Source organism: Undibacterium sp. CY21W, assembly GCF_014284265.1.
Taxonomy (GTDB): Bacteria; Pseudomonadota; Gammaproteobacteria; order Burkholderiales; family Burkholderiaceae_D; genus Undibacterium; species Undibacterium aquatile.
Genome location: NZ_JACOGE010000002.1, coordinates 292928 through 309551, shown reverse-complemented (window position 1 = coordinate 309551; position 16624 = coordinate 292928). Strand labels below are relative to the sequence as shown.

Sequence of the window (16624 nt, the reverse complement as noted above, 5' to 3'; positions counted from 1 at the left end):
GTTGTTTTTGATGAATGAGCAAGTGAAAAAGCAAATTCTGATCGCTGGCGATGTCATGCTCGATCGTTACTGGTTTGGTGAGGTGAACCGGATATCTCCCGAAGCTCCGGTTCCCATCGTTCGCGTCGAGCGTCGTGAAGAACGTCTTGGTGGCGCTGCAAATGTGGCTTTAAATGCAGTTGCTCTTGGCGTGAACGCAGGACTGATGGGCATCATCGGTGATGATGAGGCGGGCAACAGTATTGAAAATCTGTTGAAAAAAGCCGGTATTTCCAGTTACCTCAGCCGCGATAAACAAATATCAACGATCATCAAATTACGTGTGATCGGTCGCCAGCAACAACTGATACGTATTGATTTTGAGGAAAAACCGACAGAAATTGTTCTCAGAGACAAACTGAATCGTTTCAATGCCTTGCTGAGTGCATATGACGTCGTCATTTTTTCCGATTATGCCAAAGGCGGTCTGATGAATGTGAAGGCGATGATACAAGCCGCAAAGGACGCTGGTAAACTTGTTCTGGTGGATCCTAAAGGCAGTGATTTCGCCCGCTATGCAGGAGCAACATTATTAACGCCGAATAAATCAGAACTGAAACTGATTATCGGCGAATGGGCGAACGAGGCTGAACTGACTGAAAAAGCACAAAATTTACGGCGCGAATTAGATTTACAAGGTTTGTTATTGACGCGTTCTGAAGAGGGAATGACCCTATTTACCGAAGAAGATGTCACGCATGTGCCTGCAATGGCTCGCGAAGTTTTTGATGTTTCCGGTGCCGGAGATACCGTCATCGCGACGATGGCAGTGATGATGGCGAATGGTATGCGTATGCAGGATGCCGTAGTGATCGCTAACAGGGCTGGTGGAATAGTGGTTGGCAAACTGGGTACTGCGACCGTGACAAAAGAAGAATTATTCTCGGAGGTGTAGTTTTCTCTCAATCTGGTGAAAATAAGTCAACCCTTATGTGCTTTTACCGTTAATAATCATGTTTCGTTTTCTGGCATTTTAGAAAATGAAACATGATCATTAAAGTTCATCACTTTTTGGGGAGTCTTCATATGTTCAAGAAATTATTATTGGCAGTGGCTGCAATGGTTGCCAGCATGGGTTTTGCGTTTGCCGACGTTGATGTCAATAAAGGCGATCAGGCTGCTCTGGATGGAATTAAAGGCATAGGTCCTGCCAAATCTAAGGCGATAATCGAAGAGCGCACAAAAAATGGCAGTTTCAAAGACTGGGCTGATTTCGAAGCACGTGTGAAGGGAATTGGCGATAAAAATTCTACCAAGCTGTCCGAAGCTGGGCTGACCGTGAATGGGCAGGCAAAGCCAGGCGCACCAGCTAAACCAGCTGCTGCAGACAAGTCAGCAAGCAAACCTGCAAAAGCAGCAAAAGACCCTAAAGCGGATGCTAAGCCTGCGGATGCACCTGCAAAAGCAACAAAAGCCGATGATAAGGCGACAGAAAAAACACCGGAAAAACCAGTAAAAGCATCAAAAGCAGAGAAAAAAGCAGCGAAAGCAGAAAAAGCGGATGCTGCTGAGAAAGCGGCCGCCAGTGCAAAAGAAGGCAAAGCAAAATAATCTGATTAAATAAATAGTCTTATTTTCAGGCGTCGATCTTCACCGTCATCGCCTGTGTTTTACGTAAAAGCCTCCGATTTTGAATCATCGGAGGCTTTTTTATTAGCTTATGCGAATTATGTATAAGGAATATATCTGTTTCTGAATGCTGTCAGCTGCGATATTTACCTGTGAAAACAGTGAGATAGCGCTGTTTTGTGGTCTGACACGCCGCAATAAGCGCCATGCGGCAGAATTCAAGTGCGTTTAGAATAAGCCTGTATTTCACGACTATTGATAACTATGTCTTACCTGACTATTGAAGACACGATTGGTAACACCCCTTTAGTACGTTTACAAAGAATACCGGGTGAGGAAAATCGGCGTCGCAACAACATTATATTAGGCAAACTGGAAGGTAATAATCCAGCTGGCTCAGTCAAAGACAGACCTGCATTAATGATGATCAGGCGCGCTGAAGAGCGGGGCCAACTGAAACCTGGTGATACCCTGATTGAGGCGACCAGTGGCAATACTGGCATTGCACTGGCGATGGTAGCCGCCATGCGTGGTTACAAAATGATTTTACTGATGCCGGAGAATCTGAGTATCGAGCGTCGTCAGAGTATGGCTGCATACGGTGCCGAGATCATACTGACACCAAAAACCGGCGGCATGGAGTATGCGCGGGATCTGGCCGAACAAATGCAAAAAGAAGGCAAGGGTTTGATTCTGGATCAGTTCGCGAATCCGGATAATCCTCTTGCGCATGTTGAAGGTACCGGACCGGAAATCTGGCGGGATACTAAGGGAAAAGTCACTCATTTTGTCAGCGCAATGGGGACGACCGGAACGATCATGGGAGTTTCCGCTTATCTGAAACAGCAAAATCCACAGATTCAGATTATTGGCGCACAACCAGAAGAGGGTTCGCAAATCCCCGGCATTCGCAAATGGCCGGAAGCGTACATGCCTAAAATTTTCGATAAAGCCAAAGTTGACCAGGTGGAATCAGTAAGCCAGGGGGATGCCGAGCACATGGCACGCAGACTCGCTGCGGAAGAGGGAATTTTTTGCGGTATTTCAGCGGCGGGTGCCTGTGAAATTGCACTGAGAATTGCGGAGACAGTAGAAAATGCAACGATCGTGTTTATCGTATGTGATCGTGGCGATCGCTATTTATCGACTGGTGTCTTCCCGGCCTGAGTCTCCGGCAAGTCTGGGCGCAGATACGCTCAGTTAATTTTGTCACACCCAAAAAAATACCGAAATTACTCTCACAAGTAGTTTCGGTATTTTGCTTTATCTGTCGCCGGGGATTGCCCGGAAAGCATTTAAGCTGCGTCTTTTGGCTTGAATTGCTTGTCGCTGATGCGGAATTTCGCGCGACGGTCACCCATCAGTTCGCGCAATTCTTTGATGCTGATATCGCTGATTTCATGCATGCGGATCAACAACGAAGCGCCTACAGGCAGACGACGATGTCTGATTTTGCTGATGACCGGTGGTGCAACTTCTAACGCTCTTGAGAGTGCTGCGTCATTTTTCAAATGCAATTGCTTGATCAGAGTATCTAAAAGATTGTTGGGATCGTAGTCGATCTCATCTGATTCAAGCTGGGTTAAATTTGCCATAATTACCTCGCTGTCTAGTCTATTGATGCTGGATTTAATTGCTTCAATGAGAATTAATCAAACGGTAACATTGTAACTTTAAAATAGAATTTGCTTTTAGCAAGAATAGCAAACCATTGTTAAATCCCTATTCACACTTAGCATCAAACATGCATTAGTATTAATAAGACAATATCACTGTAGATTAATTTGCAATTAATCGCAACGCTTGTTTTTAAAAAAGCATGCAATGGATGGTTATTTCCGTCTTTTGCATGCTAGCAATTACTTACGAATATAGTATTGGGTAAAAAGTACCTTAAATCAATTGGTGAAAACGAAACATATTGTTAAAAAGTTTTGTTCAAGCTGACATATACCTATTTTTCTTTTGCCGCACTGATGATTCGCCCCAGATCAAACACCGACATGGCATAAAAATAACTGCGGTTATATTGCGTAATCGCGAAGAAATTATCGGTCGCCAGCCAGTATTCGGTGGCTTCGTCACCATTCTGTAGGTTGATAACGCCATACTGTATGTTGCTCGGTGCATCACTGCTTGCCGTGCTGATAAAGGTTTTTAATTCCGCCAGAGAATAGCTGGCACGTAATCCCTGGCTCAGCGCTGTCTGTAATAACGCCGGGTTTGCTTCGCTTGAAATCAGGGTAGCCGGGAAGGTGACTGGGAGATTTCTTTTCCAGCCATGCATCGCCAGGTAGTGAGCGACGCTGCCGATGGCATCGACGGGGGAATCGGTCAGATTGATGCTGCCATCGCCGTCAAAATCGACCGCAAATTTACGTATGCTGCCTGGCATGAATTGCGGCCAGCCTATCGCACCTGCGTAAGAGCCTTTAAATGCAAAGGGGTCGACGCCAGATTCTCTTGCCATCAGCAGCATGTTTTCCAGCTCATTGCGGAAGAACTGCATGCGGGTATCTCTGGTCGGCGTGTCCGGATAGTCAAAGGCCAGTGTTGTCAGCGCATCCATGACCCGGAATTTTCCGGTGTTTTTTCCAAAAATAGTTTCCACACCGATCAGACCGACGATGATCTCTGGTGGTACACCGTATTGCTGGCGTGCGCGCTCCAGCGCATCTGCATATTTATTCCAGAATGCGACGCCTGCCTCTATCCTGTAGGGTTCCACAAAACGGGCGCGATAGGCTTTCCAGTTTTTAGGTTTCCCTGCCGGAGCGGGTCTCATCAGTTGCCTTGCGCTTTCAACGTAGCGCACTTGTTCAAATACGGTTTGTAACTGCGCTTTGTCAAACTGATGCTTGTCCACCATTTCCATAATGAAGGCGGAGACTTCTTTCCATTCATTGAAGCGAACATTTTCTTGCATCACGGGTGTCGCAGAGGTCGCCTTAGCACTGCGCTTGGCAGACGTTTTGTTTGCTGAAGGTGTCGCGCTTAATGCGGGCAGAGCGATGCTGCTGACGATCGCAGCACAGAAGCAACTGCGGACGATGTATTGAATAGATTTCACAATGGTCGATGTCAAGTGCTTGTTCAGTAAATTAGCGACAGGCTGCTAACAGGATTTTCAGTTGGCGTATACGCTGGCTTTCCGGAGCGGTGGTTTGTCCATATTTCGCATTGATATAGGTGCGCAGGAATTTTTCCACCGGGGGAATATCTTTTGCTGGCAATGTTTTTTTCAATCTTTGCAGATAAGCATATGGCCCCTCATCCACTGCGCGGGGCGGTGTTTTCTTTGCCATTTTTTTGCAGAACGCCAAGTATACTCTATCCATTGCCGGGATCGAAGGTCTGTTCAGCATCAACGGCAGGGCAATTGCGCCGATAATGAGACTGCCCGTGATAAAAAACAGCAAACTGATGCGCGACCAGTCTATGTCTTTAAAGCCTAAGGAAATGAGAAAGTTTTTCTGCGTTTGCTGGTTGTAATTGAGTACCCACTGATTCCAAGAGTTATTGATGGCGTCGAGGCGCATGCGCATAGCTTGGCTCCATGAATTGCCGGACAAGGCAAAATTCATCAGCCCTGCAAAGCCGCGTTTGGGAATCGCCTGATTCAGATTTTGCATAACCCGTTCTGGCGCGACGGCGGCAGTCGGGTCGACGCGAACCCAGCCCTGACCTTCGAGCCACACTTCTGTCCATGCATGGGCATCAGATTGGCGGACTTCAAAATAGCCGTCGACTTCATTCAGTGTGCCACCCTGATAACCCGTCACGATTCTTGCCGGAATACCGGCCAGCCGCATCAGATTCACAAACGCACTCGCATAATGTTCGCAAAACCCGGCTCTGCTCTTGAACAAGAAGTCGTCAATACTATTGATGCCGAGCAGAGGTGGTTCCAGCGTGTAAGTAAATGCTTCCTTGCGAAAATACTGCAATACGGCGTTGATTAGCGCGCTGTCATCGCCGTACTGACGTCGTAATGTGTCCGCAAAGGCCGCGCTGCGCGGATTGTAACCGGCAGGTATTTCCAATGCCCGGTGTAAATCTCTCAGATTGTTTTCGACGAGGTAACGATATTGCGGATAAGACGTCACCTGATAGCGCAGACGCTGGCTGATGATGTCATTGCTGCGCAGTTCCATTTGTCGGTTGATGCTGGCGATAGTGTTGCCATTTGTTTGCGGTGCTGCCGCTGGTAAATCCAGAGCAAACAACCAGCGCTGGCTCTGTGGTTCCAGGATAATTTCCTGCGTGATCGGTGTTCCAGCGTACTGCGCAATATCACCGTTATTCTTTTGCAAAAAGCGAGCCGGCGACCAAGTTTTGCCATCGAATTCCGTCATCACGATACCGCGCCAGTACAGCAGTGATTTATTCGGTAGCGGCTGCGAAAATTTCACCCTGAAGGCGATCTCTTCTGACAAGACCAGATCGCTGATACCGCCCGGTGACATCGTTTCCGATAAGCCTGAGCGTCCGCTATGTGCATCACCCGGCAAACCCCAGAGCGGGCCTTGTATTCGGGGGAAAAGAAAGAACGCACACAAGGTCAGCGGAATTGCCAGTGCCATCATGCCTAAGCCTAATTTCAAGCGTTGTTTCAGGGATGGGAAAAGACCTGTGTAGTGGAACGACAATTGTGCTGTGAGCAGCAGACTCACAGAGACTAGTGTCATGACTGCTGCCGCGATGGTTTGCTGATAAAAAAAGCTGGTCAGCAGTAAAAAGAAACCCAGAAAAAGCACGACAAACAAATCTCGTTTCGCGTGCATCTCTAATAATTTACAGGTCAGCAGCAGCACCAGCATGGTGACGCCAGCCTCACGTCCAAAGAAGGTTTTATGATTCAGATAGACGCCCAGCATCATCAGCGCCGACACCGGAATCAGTATCCATCCCGGTGGCAGGCGGCGACCTGTCAGCGTCAGCCAGCCGCGCCAGATCAGCAAGGCAACGCAGCTGACACTAACCCATGTTCCCAGATGCGAAAAATGCGGCAGCAGCACACTCAGGCAGGCAACGATTAACAGCAGCGTATCTGCTTTATCGCGACTGAAAACGGGCAGGGAAAAAGGCCGGCGCATAGTCATCCGATCACAATTCGTAAAGCGCTAAGGCGCGCAGACAGGCATCGCGATGTGCCGGTCCCTGTGCCGGGGAGTAATCTTCCTGCCCGAGCTTAAAACCGTACTGCAACCCGGCCTGATCTGCTTCCAGCACCCATCGGGTCATGCGCGAGAGTTTGAGTTCCAGATTCATCGTTCTTGGCAGGGCAGAAAAATCCAGCAAAATATCGTTGCCAGCACCACCAGTGAATTGTTTGGTCACCAGTTGTCCGCCGAGCGCAGGATCGACGCGGGCGATTTGTTTCCACGCCAGATGTTTGAGTGCGTCGCCCGGCTGATACGCCCGCACGCCTGAGAAATCCTCGTTGCCGCCCTGGCCTTCGAGTTCATTCGAAGGTGCGCCAGAAGTCGGTAGCGGCGGCGCATGTTCTTCCGGCTCCGGATACACCAGCGCCCGTGCGTCTGGCAGCCAGGTGCTCCAGGCGCGCAACAAGCCAAGTGGGAACCAGGTTTGCAGGCGTACCCGTGGAATAGCCTGCCAGCCACGGCTGCGCGTCGGATAGTTCAGGTGTATGCTGGTTCGGCTGTCCGGGGCAATATCCACCGCTTTTTCCGGTGCATTTTTTTCGTTGAAGCCGACCCAGATCGCGTAGCGCTGATATTTGCGCCGATTGATCAGAAAAATGGTGAAGTGCGTTTCTTCGCCAGCAAACACGGCTTGCGCCGGGCCCGTATCGAGATGCAGGTAGGCGAGATTTCTGAAGCAAAAGAAAACATTCACCAGCGCGACGCTGCCGAGTACAAACGTCAATGCAAAACCCAGGCTGAGACTGTAATTAGTCGCAGAAATAAACAAGATCAGCAGCATCAGCAAAAACATCCAGCCTGCCTTGCTTGGCAACGTGAAGACGCGGCGTTGTTTCAGAAAAACTTCACCACTCTCAGGTTGATGCTCAAGAAAAATGATCTTGTGCAGGCGGGCTTTCCAGCGTTCAGATAAAGCGGTCAGCATGGCATTCGTTTTCCGGTCTCCGGTTCAGCACCCATCAGACGGCAACGCGCTTGATCACTTGCTCCAGTAAATCTGCGCTGGCGCTGGCTTTACCATTGACTGATTTAAGCGGACGCAGGCGGTGCGCAATCACCGGAATCATGATGGCCTGCACATCTTCCGGCAGTACGTGATCACGCCCCTCAAGTGCCGCCCAGGCACGCGCTGCCTGCAACAAGGCGAGCGATGCGCGCGGGCTCATGCCTTCGGCAAAGACATCGCCCTGACGGGTTGCCTGTGCCAGCGCCTGCACATAATCAACCAACGAAGGCGAGGTATGTATTTGTTTGAGTTGCTGCTGCGCCTGCAATAACTCGCTGGCCTGCATCAATGCTGGCAGCTTTGACAGCAAAGCGCGACGGTCTTCACCCAATAACAGCGCACGTTCTGCCGCCGCATCCGGGTAGCCGAGTGACAGACACATCAGAAAACGGTCCAGCTGTGATTCCGGTAACGGAAAGGTGCCGACCTGATGCGCAGGATTTTGCGTTGCGATCACGAAAAATGGGGCAGGCAGTTTGCGTGTCTGGCCTTCGGCTGACACCTGATGCTCTTCCATCGCTTCAAGCAGGGAAGACTGTGTTTTTGGTGTGGCACGATTAATTTCATCGGCCAGCAAGACCTGGGTGAATACCGGGCCGGGGTGAAAAATAAACTGATTTTTTTCGCGGTCAAAAATCGACACACCAATGACATCGGCGGGTAGTAAATCGCTGGTGAATTGCAGACGGTTAAATTTCAGGCCCAGCGAAATCGCGAGAGCATGCGCGAGGGTGGTTTTACCAACGCCGGGCAAATCTTCGATTAACAAATGACCGCCAGCGAGCAAACAGGCCAGCGCCTGACGGATTTGCAGCTCTTTACCGATAATGACGTTATTGACTTGTTTTGCAACTTTATGCAATTGGGAAAACATGTATTTCCTCGCGTAAAAATCAGCGCACAGTGTAGCCGAATTAAACCGGCTTGTTGTAATCCCTGCACTGGCCGGACAGGCGCATTTGCAAAAGCAGCTAAATAAGGTGAAACTGATAGCTAAATCTACAAAAATCCGAGACATGACAACCGCGTATTACACCCATGCAGATTGCAAACGCCATGAAATGGGATCATGGCATCCGGAATCACCAGAACGTTTGCAGGCGATAGAAGACCAACTGATCGCCAGCCGCATCAGCACCTTGCTGGATCATCGCGATGCACCGTCGGCAGAAGAAAGCGACCTGGCGCGGGTGCACACAGCGGATGCGATTTACCGGATACGCGAAAATTGTCCGTCCGAACATTCCGAATACGATCACTTTCCACTCGATGCCGACACTGCTTTAAATAGCTACACCTGGCGCGCCTGTCTGCGCGCGGCGGGGGCGGCGATCGCCGCAACCGATGCGGTGATCGATGCCGAAATCGAAAATGCTTTTTGCGCGGTACGGCCACCGGGACATCATGCCAGCCGCAAAGAATCGATGGGATTCTGTATGTTTAACAACGTCGCGATTGCTGCCCGTCATGCACTCGATGTGCGCGGCTTGCAGCGTGTCGCCATCGTTGATTTCGATGTGCATCACGGCAATGGCACCGAAGATATTTTCCGTGATGACCCGCAAGTGCTGATGGTGAGTTTTTTTCAGCATCCTTTTTATCCGTATTCCGGCGATAGCGAACCGGCCAGTAACATGGTCAACGTGCCCGTGCCGGCGCATAGCTATGGCGATGTGATCCGCACGCTGGTCACTGAAAAATGGTTGCCAGCTTTGCGCGCATTTCAGCCGGAAATGATTTTTATCTCGGCCGGGTTTGATGCGCACCGCGAAGACGATATGGGGCAACTGGGGCTGACGGAAGCCGATTTCGCCTGGCTGACCAGGCAGGTGATGGCGGTCGCGAAAGAGTATTCCAAAGGCCGCATCGTCAGTTGTCTGGAAGGCGGCTACAACCTCTCGGCGCTCGCCCGCAGCGTGACTGCGCATTTGAAAGTTCTTGCTGATCTTGAATAAATGACGGCAAGCCATCGTTTTTCTGCTGTTTTGCCTCTTTAAATACTGGGGGGGAGTATTCTGCAAAGCCCTTTTTTTATAAGGACAATTGAGCAAAAACGGCAGATACTCCCCTTTTTTTCTTTCCGCAGACAATTTTTCAGACAGCTTTTCAGCGGCTGAGACAACACGCCGGTGGCTTTCTGAATGGCGTTGTGCCCGTGCTGTTATCTGCAAATTGGTTTCGTTGCAGGTAGGCGACAAAATGATGTCAATGACGATATCGTTTCAAACTTCTTTAACATTTGTACGCTGTTATTCCGCCGGCATACTCCTTACACTCAGCATCGTTTACTTTATTCGTATGTATTCGTATCGCATTTGCGGTGCGACGATTCTGAGGGCAAATCTGTCGAAAGGCAGAGACGCAAAGCCTCCGGCCTACAGCGCTGACGCGCCACGGTAGCGGGGTTGCTGACTATCCTGTGATGTCATCAGGTATTTCGCGTGGCCCTCGCCAACAACAGAGAGCTGAGCCCATGCCTGTCACCCGTCCTGTCACCAAACCTGTCCCCCGGATTCTTACTGCCAGTCTGCTTGCCTTGCTGAGTGCCTGTGGCAGTAATTCTGATAATGCGTCGCTGAATCAGGCACCTGCCGCGATTGCGACTGCGACCACGACACTCAGTGCGGATGTTGCCCAATTGCCGGAAACGGCAGCGGCGCAGATTGCACAACCGACGTTTCACGTTGCCCCTGTGTTGCTCGATACGCCAACCGATATCGATGCGTTGAACAGCAGCGCGTCTGCACTGATGGGGCCGCGTCAACAGGCGATACCAGAGGAGTTTCAGCAATTATCGGATCGCGGCCTGACCGTGACTACGATGCAGGAAGTGCAGGCGCAACAGGGCGCGCAGGGGGCACGTGTGCGCTCCTTACCGGGCAACAGCGTGATACAACCGCAAGCCACGTCCAGCGTTGTATCGACTTATACGCCAGCGCAGATCCGCGCGGCATACGGTCTCGCCGCCCTGCCTGCAAGCATGACCGGGTTGACAGCCGCGCAGGCCGCGCAACTCGGTGCCGGTCAGACGATCTATATCGTCGATGCGTATCACGATCCGAATGTGGCAGCAGAACTGGCGGCATTCAATCAAAAATTCGGTTTGCCTGGTTGTACTGCGAAAACTCTGGCGGCCACCAGCGCCTTGCCGTTGGTAGCACCGGCGACCAACGCTTGTGAATTAGTGCTTGCCTACAACACCGCTAGCGGCACACTGACTGGCACTGCTCCGGCATACAACTCTGGCTGGGCGACTGAGATCACACTCGATGTGCAGTGGGCGCATGCGACCGCACCGCTGGCAAGGATAGTGCTGATCGAAGCCGCCGATGCATCGCTGAATAGCTTACTCGGTGCGGTCAAATTGGCGAACGCGATGGGGCCGGGCGTGGTGTCGATGAGTTTCGGCGCGGCAGAAGGTAACTGGACGGCATCGGTCGATGCTGCTTTCAGCGCTGCCAAAATGACGTATCTGGCAGCGACCGGTGATTCCGGTGCCGCAGTCAGCTGGCCTTCGGTTTCGCCGTATGTGGTGGCGGTTGGCGGCACTTCGCTGACGTATTCCGGCAGCGGCGCGCGGGTTGAAAGCGGCTGGTCTGGTACTGGTGGCGGCACCAGCGCCTACACGGCTTTGCCGGCTTATCAGAACAGCAGCGTTCCCGGCATGGGCACGCTTGCCCGTCGCACTGTCGCCGACGTGGCATTCAATGCGGACCCATCGACTGGTCAGTATGTGGCTGTCATCAATCCTGGCAGCACGACCGTCAACTGGATCAGCGCCGGTGGCACCAGCTTATCGACACCGCAATGGGCGGGTATCGTCGCGGTGGCAAATGCGACCCGCGCGCAGCTGGCAAAAGCCCCGCTGGGTCAGCCACACAGCCTGTTGTATGGTCAGATTTCTACCGTGCCGGGAACGTATGCCAGCACGTTTGTTGACATTGTCAAAGGCTCAGACGGAACCTGTGCCAGTTGCTACGCGAAGACGGGTTACGATCAACTGACGGGACTGGGAACGCCGAACATAGGCAATCTGATCAGCACGCTGACAGGAACTGCAATCGCGCCGACTGCACCGGTGGTGACTGGCGCTGCGATCAGCGGGCAGGTTGGTACAGCATTGACTTTCACTGTTTCGGCAACGGCAACAAATCCGCTGACGTATGCGCTGAGCGGCGCACCGTCGGGCATGACGATTGCCAGCACAGGCGTCGTGACATGGACGACACCCGTAGCGGGAACCTATGCGGTGACGGTCACTGCAACCGACAGCAAAACAGCGCTGAGTGGCAAAGCGGTTTACAACATCACGATTGCGGCGGCGAAGGCACCGGTGGTAACAGGTGGCACGATCAGCGCTAAAGCAGGCACACCATTGTCATTCTCTGTCGTGCTGACTGCTGCTAACCCTGTGACGTATAGCCTCAGTGGCGCACCGGCAGGCATGGCGGTCAGCACCAGCGGCGTCGTCAGCTGGGCAGCGCCAGTGGTCGGCACGTATAACGTGACTGCGATCGCCAAGGACAGCAAAACAGGACTCAGCGGCCAGGCGGTATACACCATTGTTGTATCGGCAGCGGTAGTCAGTGGTCCTGTGATTACGGCTCCGGCGATGACGGGCGTGGCAGGTAAAGCGCTGACAGGGCAGATCAGTATTTCTGATCCGGGCGTCAGCTGGGTATCGATATCGATTTCCGGCGTGCCTTTGGGGATGAGCTTTTCCATGAACAGCAGTCTGGCGATCACGGCCAGCTGGCCATCGCCAGTCACCGGCAGCTATACCCTGAAAGTGGTGGTGACCGATTCCGCCGGACGTACGGCACAGGCATCGGTGCCAGTCACGATTACAGCGAAGTAAAACAACACAGCTGCCATCGTTACGATGCCAGCCGATGAGATTGATACAAAAACGCCCGTGTGATTCAGACACGGGCGTTTTTTATTTCGCTCTTTGATGAGTTGAACTATGCGTTGAACTCTAGGGTATTTTCAGACAAATTTATAGCCAGCGCGCCTCTGCATCAAGGATGCGGCGCGACCACCATCGCCGTCATTTTTCTGACCACGGGTAGAATCAGCAGCAAGACGGGAAAGGCAACGAGCCATGAAATTCCCCATGAACCCATCCACATCGCGACGAAATTATTCGCCAGACCGACACTGCGCAAAGTGCTGATGGCAGAGACGATGCAGGTCATGATGACAGACAAAAAGAAGGGCATGACGATGCCGGCATAACGTGCCGGTAGTCTGGGTAAACCGGATGGCTTGCTTGGTGATGTTGAGGGCATAAAAAATCCAAAATTCGGGCGATGCTTTGGCAACAAAGTCAGATCATCACAGTTTTTATTTTCAGGGTATTGCGGCGGACGTGCTGCTGACAGTTTTTCCGCCAGATGCAGAGTGCGCTTATGTTACAAGAGCACAGAAAAAGACGCAGACATTTACTTTTCGCCGCTGTCTTCCTGTTGGCACAGACGATCAACCGGTATCGGGCCGAATACTTTTTGCAGACCACCGATACCGCCGACCTGTTTGATGAATACCTGTTGGCGCGACTGGTGCACGGCCAGCGTGTAATGATAGCTGTCTGAAATTTTCGGGCCGGTCGTCGGCATCGCGGTCACCACGATGAGTTCACTGTCCGGCGGCAAGGCGGCGCTTTGAGGAAACGCATGAGCCGCTGCCTGTGTCACACCGACAGTCTGAAAGCAGGGCGATAAATTGCGGATGATTTTTTCTGTCAGCTGGCGATCGCTGGAATTCGCAGGCTCTTTCATCATGGTTTCGGCATAGATATTAGTGGATAGCAGCGCGGCGCACAGCAACGCCGCAAGGTGTTTAAGCATGCGTGTCAGCAGAGTGGTGGTGGACGGCATCATTTTTCCTGGCGATGTGATGAAGACAGGTTCAGCCGGATGTTGACCGGCAATATCACAATATAAACGAAAAACCGCCAGCGCATTGCCGCATCATTGCCACATAACAGCGATCAGCATACCGGTTGCGCTCAGCGGCTCAGAATAGCGTTATTCCGGTCGCATAAGGCCAAAAAATACTGGGGGGAGTATATTTTAAAGCCCTTTATTTACTTAGAGATTAGGGCAAAAATCGCATATACCCCCCGATTTATGCCTATTTCTGGGGTAAAACACAAACTTCTGCGCAGATTCTGCGTGGAGCAGGGCAGAGTTCCGTACAATATCGCTTTGTTTTTGCTGATAAGAAGAATACGCATGTCGATACAATGGTTCCCCGGCCACATGAACGCTGCCCGCAAGAAGGCGGCGGAAACCATGGAAAACACCGATCTGGTGATAGAAGTGCTGGATGCCCGCATTCCGCAGGCGAGTTGCAATCCTATGGTGGAGCAACTGCGCGTTTTCCGCCAACGCCCTTGCCTGAAAATTTTAAACAAAGCCGATCTGGCTGATCCGAATGCCACTAAATTCTGGCTGGATTACTACAACGCCCAGAAAGACGTGTTTGCGGTCGCGATGAGCTGCAAAAAACCGGCAGACGTTGCCAAGGTACCCGGTTTTGCGCTGAAACTCGCGCCGCATCGTGGCGTGCCGACCAAGCCTTTACGCATGATGATCATGGGTATTCCTAACGTTGGTAAATCGACGCTGATGAATGCCTTGCTGAAGAAACGCGTCGCCAATGTCGGTGATGAACCTGCGGTGACCAAGACGCAGCAACGCCTGTATCTCGGTAAAAACATGATCCTGACCGATACGCCCGGCATGTTGTGGCCGAAGATCGAACATCCTACCGATGGCCTGATGCTGGCGGCCAGCCATGCGATCGGTATCAATGCGCTGATCGAAGAAGAGATCGCGACTTTCCTCGCCGAGCAATTGCTGATTCATTATCCGAAGTCATTAGTGACTCGCTACGGCTTTAATCTGGAAGGCATGGATGCGGTGGCCGTGATCGAAGGCATTGCACAAAAACGCGGCTACAAACTCAAGGGCGGCGACTGGGATTTTGAAAAAGCCTCGCATACCTTGCTGCTCGATTACCGCAGCGGCGCTTTAGGCCGTATCAGTCTGGAAACGCCTGCCAGCCGTGAACATCTGCTGGCGACCTATGTGCCGCCAGTGTTGCTGGGGCAGGGCAAGAGCGTACAAACCGGTATGGAGCCGGAAGCCGACGAGCAAGAGTAAGCCACGCCATCGTTAACAGTAACGATGGCAGACCATTCAGACTACGCCGCGTCCGCAAGTGTCAGCGGCGTATTTTTTTATCCAGCTTAAACACCGCCAGAGCCTGTACGACTTTGATGGTTTGCTCCTGCAAACTGTTGGCGGCAGCAGCAGCTTCTTCGACCAGTGCGGCATTTTGTATGGTCACATCATCCATGTGACGGACGGCGGCATTCACCTTGGCGATACCGGCACTCTGTTCGCGTGATGCCGAGGCAATTTCACCCATGACATTGCGGACATTTTGTACTGAGCTGATGATGTCGCGCATGGTGTCGCCGGCGGCTCCGGCCAATGACGTTCCCGCATCAATTTTTTCGGCGGAAAGCTGAATCAGATCTTTGATTTCTTTTGCGGCGTTCGCACTGCGTTGTGCCAGATGTCGCACTTCGGTGGCAACTACGGCAAAGCCACGCCCTTGTTCGCCTGCGCGCGCCGCTTCAACGGCCGCATTGAGCGCCAGAATATTTGTCTGGAATGCGATACCCTCAATCAGGCTGATGATATCGACCACTTTTTTGGAAGACGTATTAATGTCATTCATGGTCGAGACAACCTGTGACACGATGGCGCCGCCTTTGTCAGCGACCAGCGATGCATCACCTGCCATCTGGTTTGCCTGTACTGCATGCGCCGTATTGTGATCGACGGTCGCGGCCAGTTGATTCATGCTGGAAGCAGTCTCTTCCAGTGCCGCAGCTTGCGATTCGGTACGTTCCGATAAATCCATATTGCCAGCGGCGATTTCGCTGGTGGCGATGCGGGTTTGATCTGAGCTGCGGCGCACATCGCCGACAATCGAATACAGATTGATATTTAACTGGCGCAAGGCGCGCAGCAATTGACCCATATCGTCTTTGCCGTGGCTGTCTATCTCCTGCGTCAGATCGCCGCCCGCCATGATCTGACTGGCTTTCAGCGCCTGATGCAAAGGCACGATCACGGCGCGATGCAAGGCGTGCCAGAAATTGAACGCGGTGACAATGCCAATCGCGGACAAGGCTGTCAGCCAGCCCGAGGGCTCAGGATTGAAAAACAGATTCTGTACCAGCATGACACTCATCAGTAGAATCAGAAAGCCAAGATTCCAGTTGGCGCGCTGTTGCAGTGACAGATAGCGCAATGTATTCCACACACCAGCGATGCCGGTCAGTTTGACGCTGCCGCGACTGATTTTAACTTTACGTGGATTGCCCGCTTTGATTTCTTTGTACAAGGCCGCAGTTTGCTGCACCAGTTCACGTCCCGGTTTCGTCCGCACCGACATGTAGCCGACCGGACGACCATCTTCGACGACGGGCGTAACATTCGCCAGCACCCAGTAAAAATCACCGTTCTTGCAGCGGTTTTTGACCATGCCGGTCCACGGCTGCCCGCTTTTGATGGTGGCCCATAAATCGGCAAATGCTTCGACTGGCATATCCGGATGGCGCAGAATATTTTGCGGCTGACCAATTAATTCATCTTCGGTATAACCGCTGACCTGAACGAAATAGGGGTTGGCGTAGGTGATGTTGCCTTGCAGATCGGTAGTGGAGACAATGGTTTCAGTGTCGCTGAGTATGTACTCGTGATTGGTGACAGGCGTGTTAAGACGCATAGTATTTTATTCTGCATGTAAAGGGGAGACGGATAGC

Annotated in this window: 14 protein-coding genes and 1 riboswitch; of the genes, 6 read left to right on the top strand and 8 right to left on the bottom strand. The window is 51.9% G+C overall.

The genetic code is table 11. The features are described from left to right. Positions 1 to 10 precede the first annotated feature (10 nt). The 3 genes from rfaE1 to cysM all read left to right on the top strand — a co-directional run bounded on the left by rfaE1 (position 11) and on the right by cysM (position 2775). On the top strand, positions 11 to 934 hold the full coding sequence (gene rfaE1, locus H8K29_RS05970; RefSeq protein WP_186896822.1) for a D-glycero-beta-D-manno-heptose-7-phosphate kinase: 924 nt from the start codon (positions 11 to 13) through the stop codon (positions 932 to 934). A gap of 131 nt (positions 935 to 1065) precedes the next feature. After that, positions 1066 to 1590: a helix-hairpin-helix domain-containing protein gene (locus tag H8K29_RS05965; protein WP_186896821.1), complete on the top strand. Its 525-nt coding sequence runs from the start codon at positions 1066 to 1068 to the stop codon at positions 1588 to 1590. 282 nt (positions 1591 to 1872) lie between these two features. Beyond that, on the top strand, positions 1873 to 2775 hold the full coding sequence (gene cysM, locus H8K29_RS05960) for a cysteine synthase CysM (protein ID WP_186896820.1): 903 nt from the start codon (positions 1873 to 1875) through the stop codon (positions 2773 to 2775). 128 nt (positions 2776 to 2903) lie between these two features. Here the strand turns inward: cysM and H8K29_RS05955 are convergent, their stop codons facing one another. The 5 genes from H8K29_RS05955 to H8K29_RS05935 all read right to left on the bottom strand — a co-directional run bounded on the left by H8K29_RS05955 (position 2904) and on the right by H8K29_RS05935 (position 8653). Beyond that, positions 2904 to 3203: a hypothetical protein gene (locus tag H8K29_RS05955; protein WP_186883059.1), complete on the bottom strand. Its 300-nt coding sequence runs from the start codon at positions 3201 to 3203 to the stop codon at positions 2904 to 2906. A 359-nt stretch (positions 3204 to 3562) separates the two neighbouring features. Next, entirely contained in the window at positions 3563 to 4693 is a 1131-nt protein-coding gene (mltB, locus tag H8K29_RS05950) for a lytic murein transglycosylase B (RefSeq protein WP_255423270.1), read from the bottom strand. Between the two features lie 16 nt (positions 4694 to 4709). Beyond that, positions 4710 to 6704, bottom strand: coding sequence for a DUF3488 and transglutaminase-like domain-containing protein (locus H8K29_RS05945; protein ID WP_186896819.1), 1995 nt, complete (start codon positions 6702 to 6704; stop codon positions 4710 to 4712). Positions 6705 to 6714: 10 nt separating this feature from the next. After that, positions 6715 to 7698 carry a DUF58 domain-containing protein gene (locus tag H8K29_RS05940; RefSeq protein WP_186896818.1) on the bottom strand — a complete coding sequence of 328 codons (984 nt, stop codon included), beginning with the start codon at positions 7696 to 7698 and terminating at the stop codon, positions 6715 to 6717. Between the two features lie 34 nt (positions 7699 to 7732). After that, positions 7733 to 8653, bottom strand: coding sequence for a MoxR family ATPase (locus H8K29_RS05935; RefSeq protein ID WP_186896817.1), 921 nt, complete (start codon positions 8651 to 8653; stop codon positions 7733 to 7735). 142 nt (positions 8654 to 8795) lie between these two features. On the opposite strand from H8K29_RS05935, the gene H8K29_RS05930 reads away from it, so the two are divergent. Then, on the top strand, positions 8796 to 9734 hold the full coding sequence (locus H8K29_RS05930; protein ID WP_186896816.1) for a histone deacetylase family protein: 939 nt from the start codon (positions 8796 to 8798) through the stop codon (positions 9732 to 9734). A 371-nt stretch (positions 9735 to 10105) separates the two neighbouring features. Beyond that, positions 10106 to 10192: riboswitch (cyclic di-GMP riboswitch) on the top strand. 60 nt (positions 10193 to 10252) lie between these two features. Further along, positions 10253 to 12637, top strand: a complete 2385-nt coding sequence (locus H8K29_RS05925) for a S53 family peptidase (protein ID WP_186896815.1) — start codon at positions 10253 to 10255, stop codon at positions 12635 to 12637. 163 nt (positions 12638 to 12800) lie between these two features. Here the strand turns inward: H8K29_RS05925 and H8K29_RS05920 are convergent, their stop codons facing one another. Together H8K29_RS05920 and H8K29_RS05915 are read right to left on the bottom strand one after the other, a co-directional pair. Beyond that, complete coding sequence (locus H8K29_RS05920; RefSeq protein WP_186883065.1) at positions 12801 to 13070, bottom strand: DUF2798 domain-containing protein; 270 nt, start codon at positions 13068 to 13070, stop codon at positions 12801 to 12803. Between the two features lie 153 nt (positions 13071 to 13223). Continuing rightward, positions 13224 to 13658 (bottom strand): hypothetical protein, encoded by a 435-nt coding sequence (locus tag H8K29_RS05915; RefSeq protein WP_186896814.1) that lies wholly within the window; start codon positions 13656 to 13658, stop codon positions 13224 to 13226. 357 nt (positions 13659 to 14015) lie between these two features. On the opposite strand from H8K29_RS05915, the gene ylqF reads away from it, so the two are divergent. After that, complete coding sequence (gene ylqF / locus H8K29_RS05910; protein WP_186883067.1) at positions 14016 to 14948, top strand: ribosome biogenesis GTPase YlqF; 933 nt, start codon at positions 14016 to 14018, stop codon at positions 14946 to 14948. Between the two features lie 61 nt (positions 14949 to 15009). On the opposite strand, the gene H8K29_RS05905 is transcribed toward ylqF, so the two are convergent. Then, positions 15010 to 16587, bottom strand: a complete 1578-nt coding sequence (locus H8K29_RS05905) for a PAS domain-containing methyl-accepting chemotaxis protein (RefSeq protein WP_186896813.1) — start codon at positions 16585 to 16587, stop codon at positions 15010 to 15012. Between the last annotated feature and the right edge of the window lie 37 nt (positions 16588 to 16624).

Coding starts and splice junctions, on each gene's coding strand:
- H8K29_RS05940 (WP_186896818.1), bottom strand. CDS start 7,698: ATGCTGACCGCTTTATCTGAACGCTGGAAAGCCCGCCTGCACAAGATC.
- H8K29_RS05920 (WP_186883065.1), bottom strand. CDS start 13,070: ATGCCCTCAACATCACCAAGCAAGCCATCCGGTTTACCCAGACTACCG.
- H8K29_RS05905 (WP_186896813.1), bottom strand. CDS start 16,587: ATGCGTCTTAACACGCCTGTCACCAATCACGAGTACATACTCAGCGAC.
- H8K29_RS05935 (WP_186896817.1), bottom strand. CDS start 8,653: ATGTTTTCCCAATTGCATAAAGTTGCAAAACAAGTCAATAACGTCATT.
- cysM (WP_186896820.1), top strand. CDS start 1,873: ATGTCTTACCTGACTATTGAAGACACGATTGGTAACACCCCTTTAGTA.
- H8K29_RS05945 (WP_186896819.1), bottom strand. CDS start 6,704: ATGCGCCGGCCTTTTTCCCTGCCCGTTTTCAGTCGCGATAAAGCAGAT.
- H8K29_RS05965 (WP_186896821.1), top strand. CDS start 1,066: ATGTTCAAGAAATTATTATTGGCAGTGGCTGCAATGGTTGCCAGCATG.
- H8K29_RS05925 (WP_186896815.1), top strand. CDS start 10,253: ATGCCTGTCACCCGTCCTGTCACCAAACCTGTCCCCCGGATTCTTACT.
- H8K29_RS05955 (WP_186883059.1), bottom strand. CDS start 3,203: ATGGCAAATTTAACCCAGCTTGAATCAGATGAGATCGACTACGATCCC.
- ylqF (WP_186883067.1), top strand. CDS start 14,016: ATGTCGATACAATGGTTCCCCGGCCACATGAACGCTGCCCGCAAGAAG.
- H8K29_RS05930 (WP_186896816.1), top strand. CDS start 8,796: ATGACAACCGCGTATTACACCCATGCAGATTGCAAACGCCATGAAATG.
- H8K29_RS05915 (WP_186896814.1), bottom strand. CDS start 13,658: ATGCCGTCCACCACCACTCTGCTGACACGCATGCTTAAACACCTTGCG.
- rfaE1 (WP_186896822.1), top strand. CDS start 11: ATGAATGAGCAAGTGAAAAAGCAAATTCTGATCGCTGGCGATGTCATG.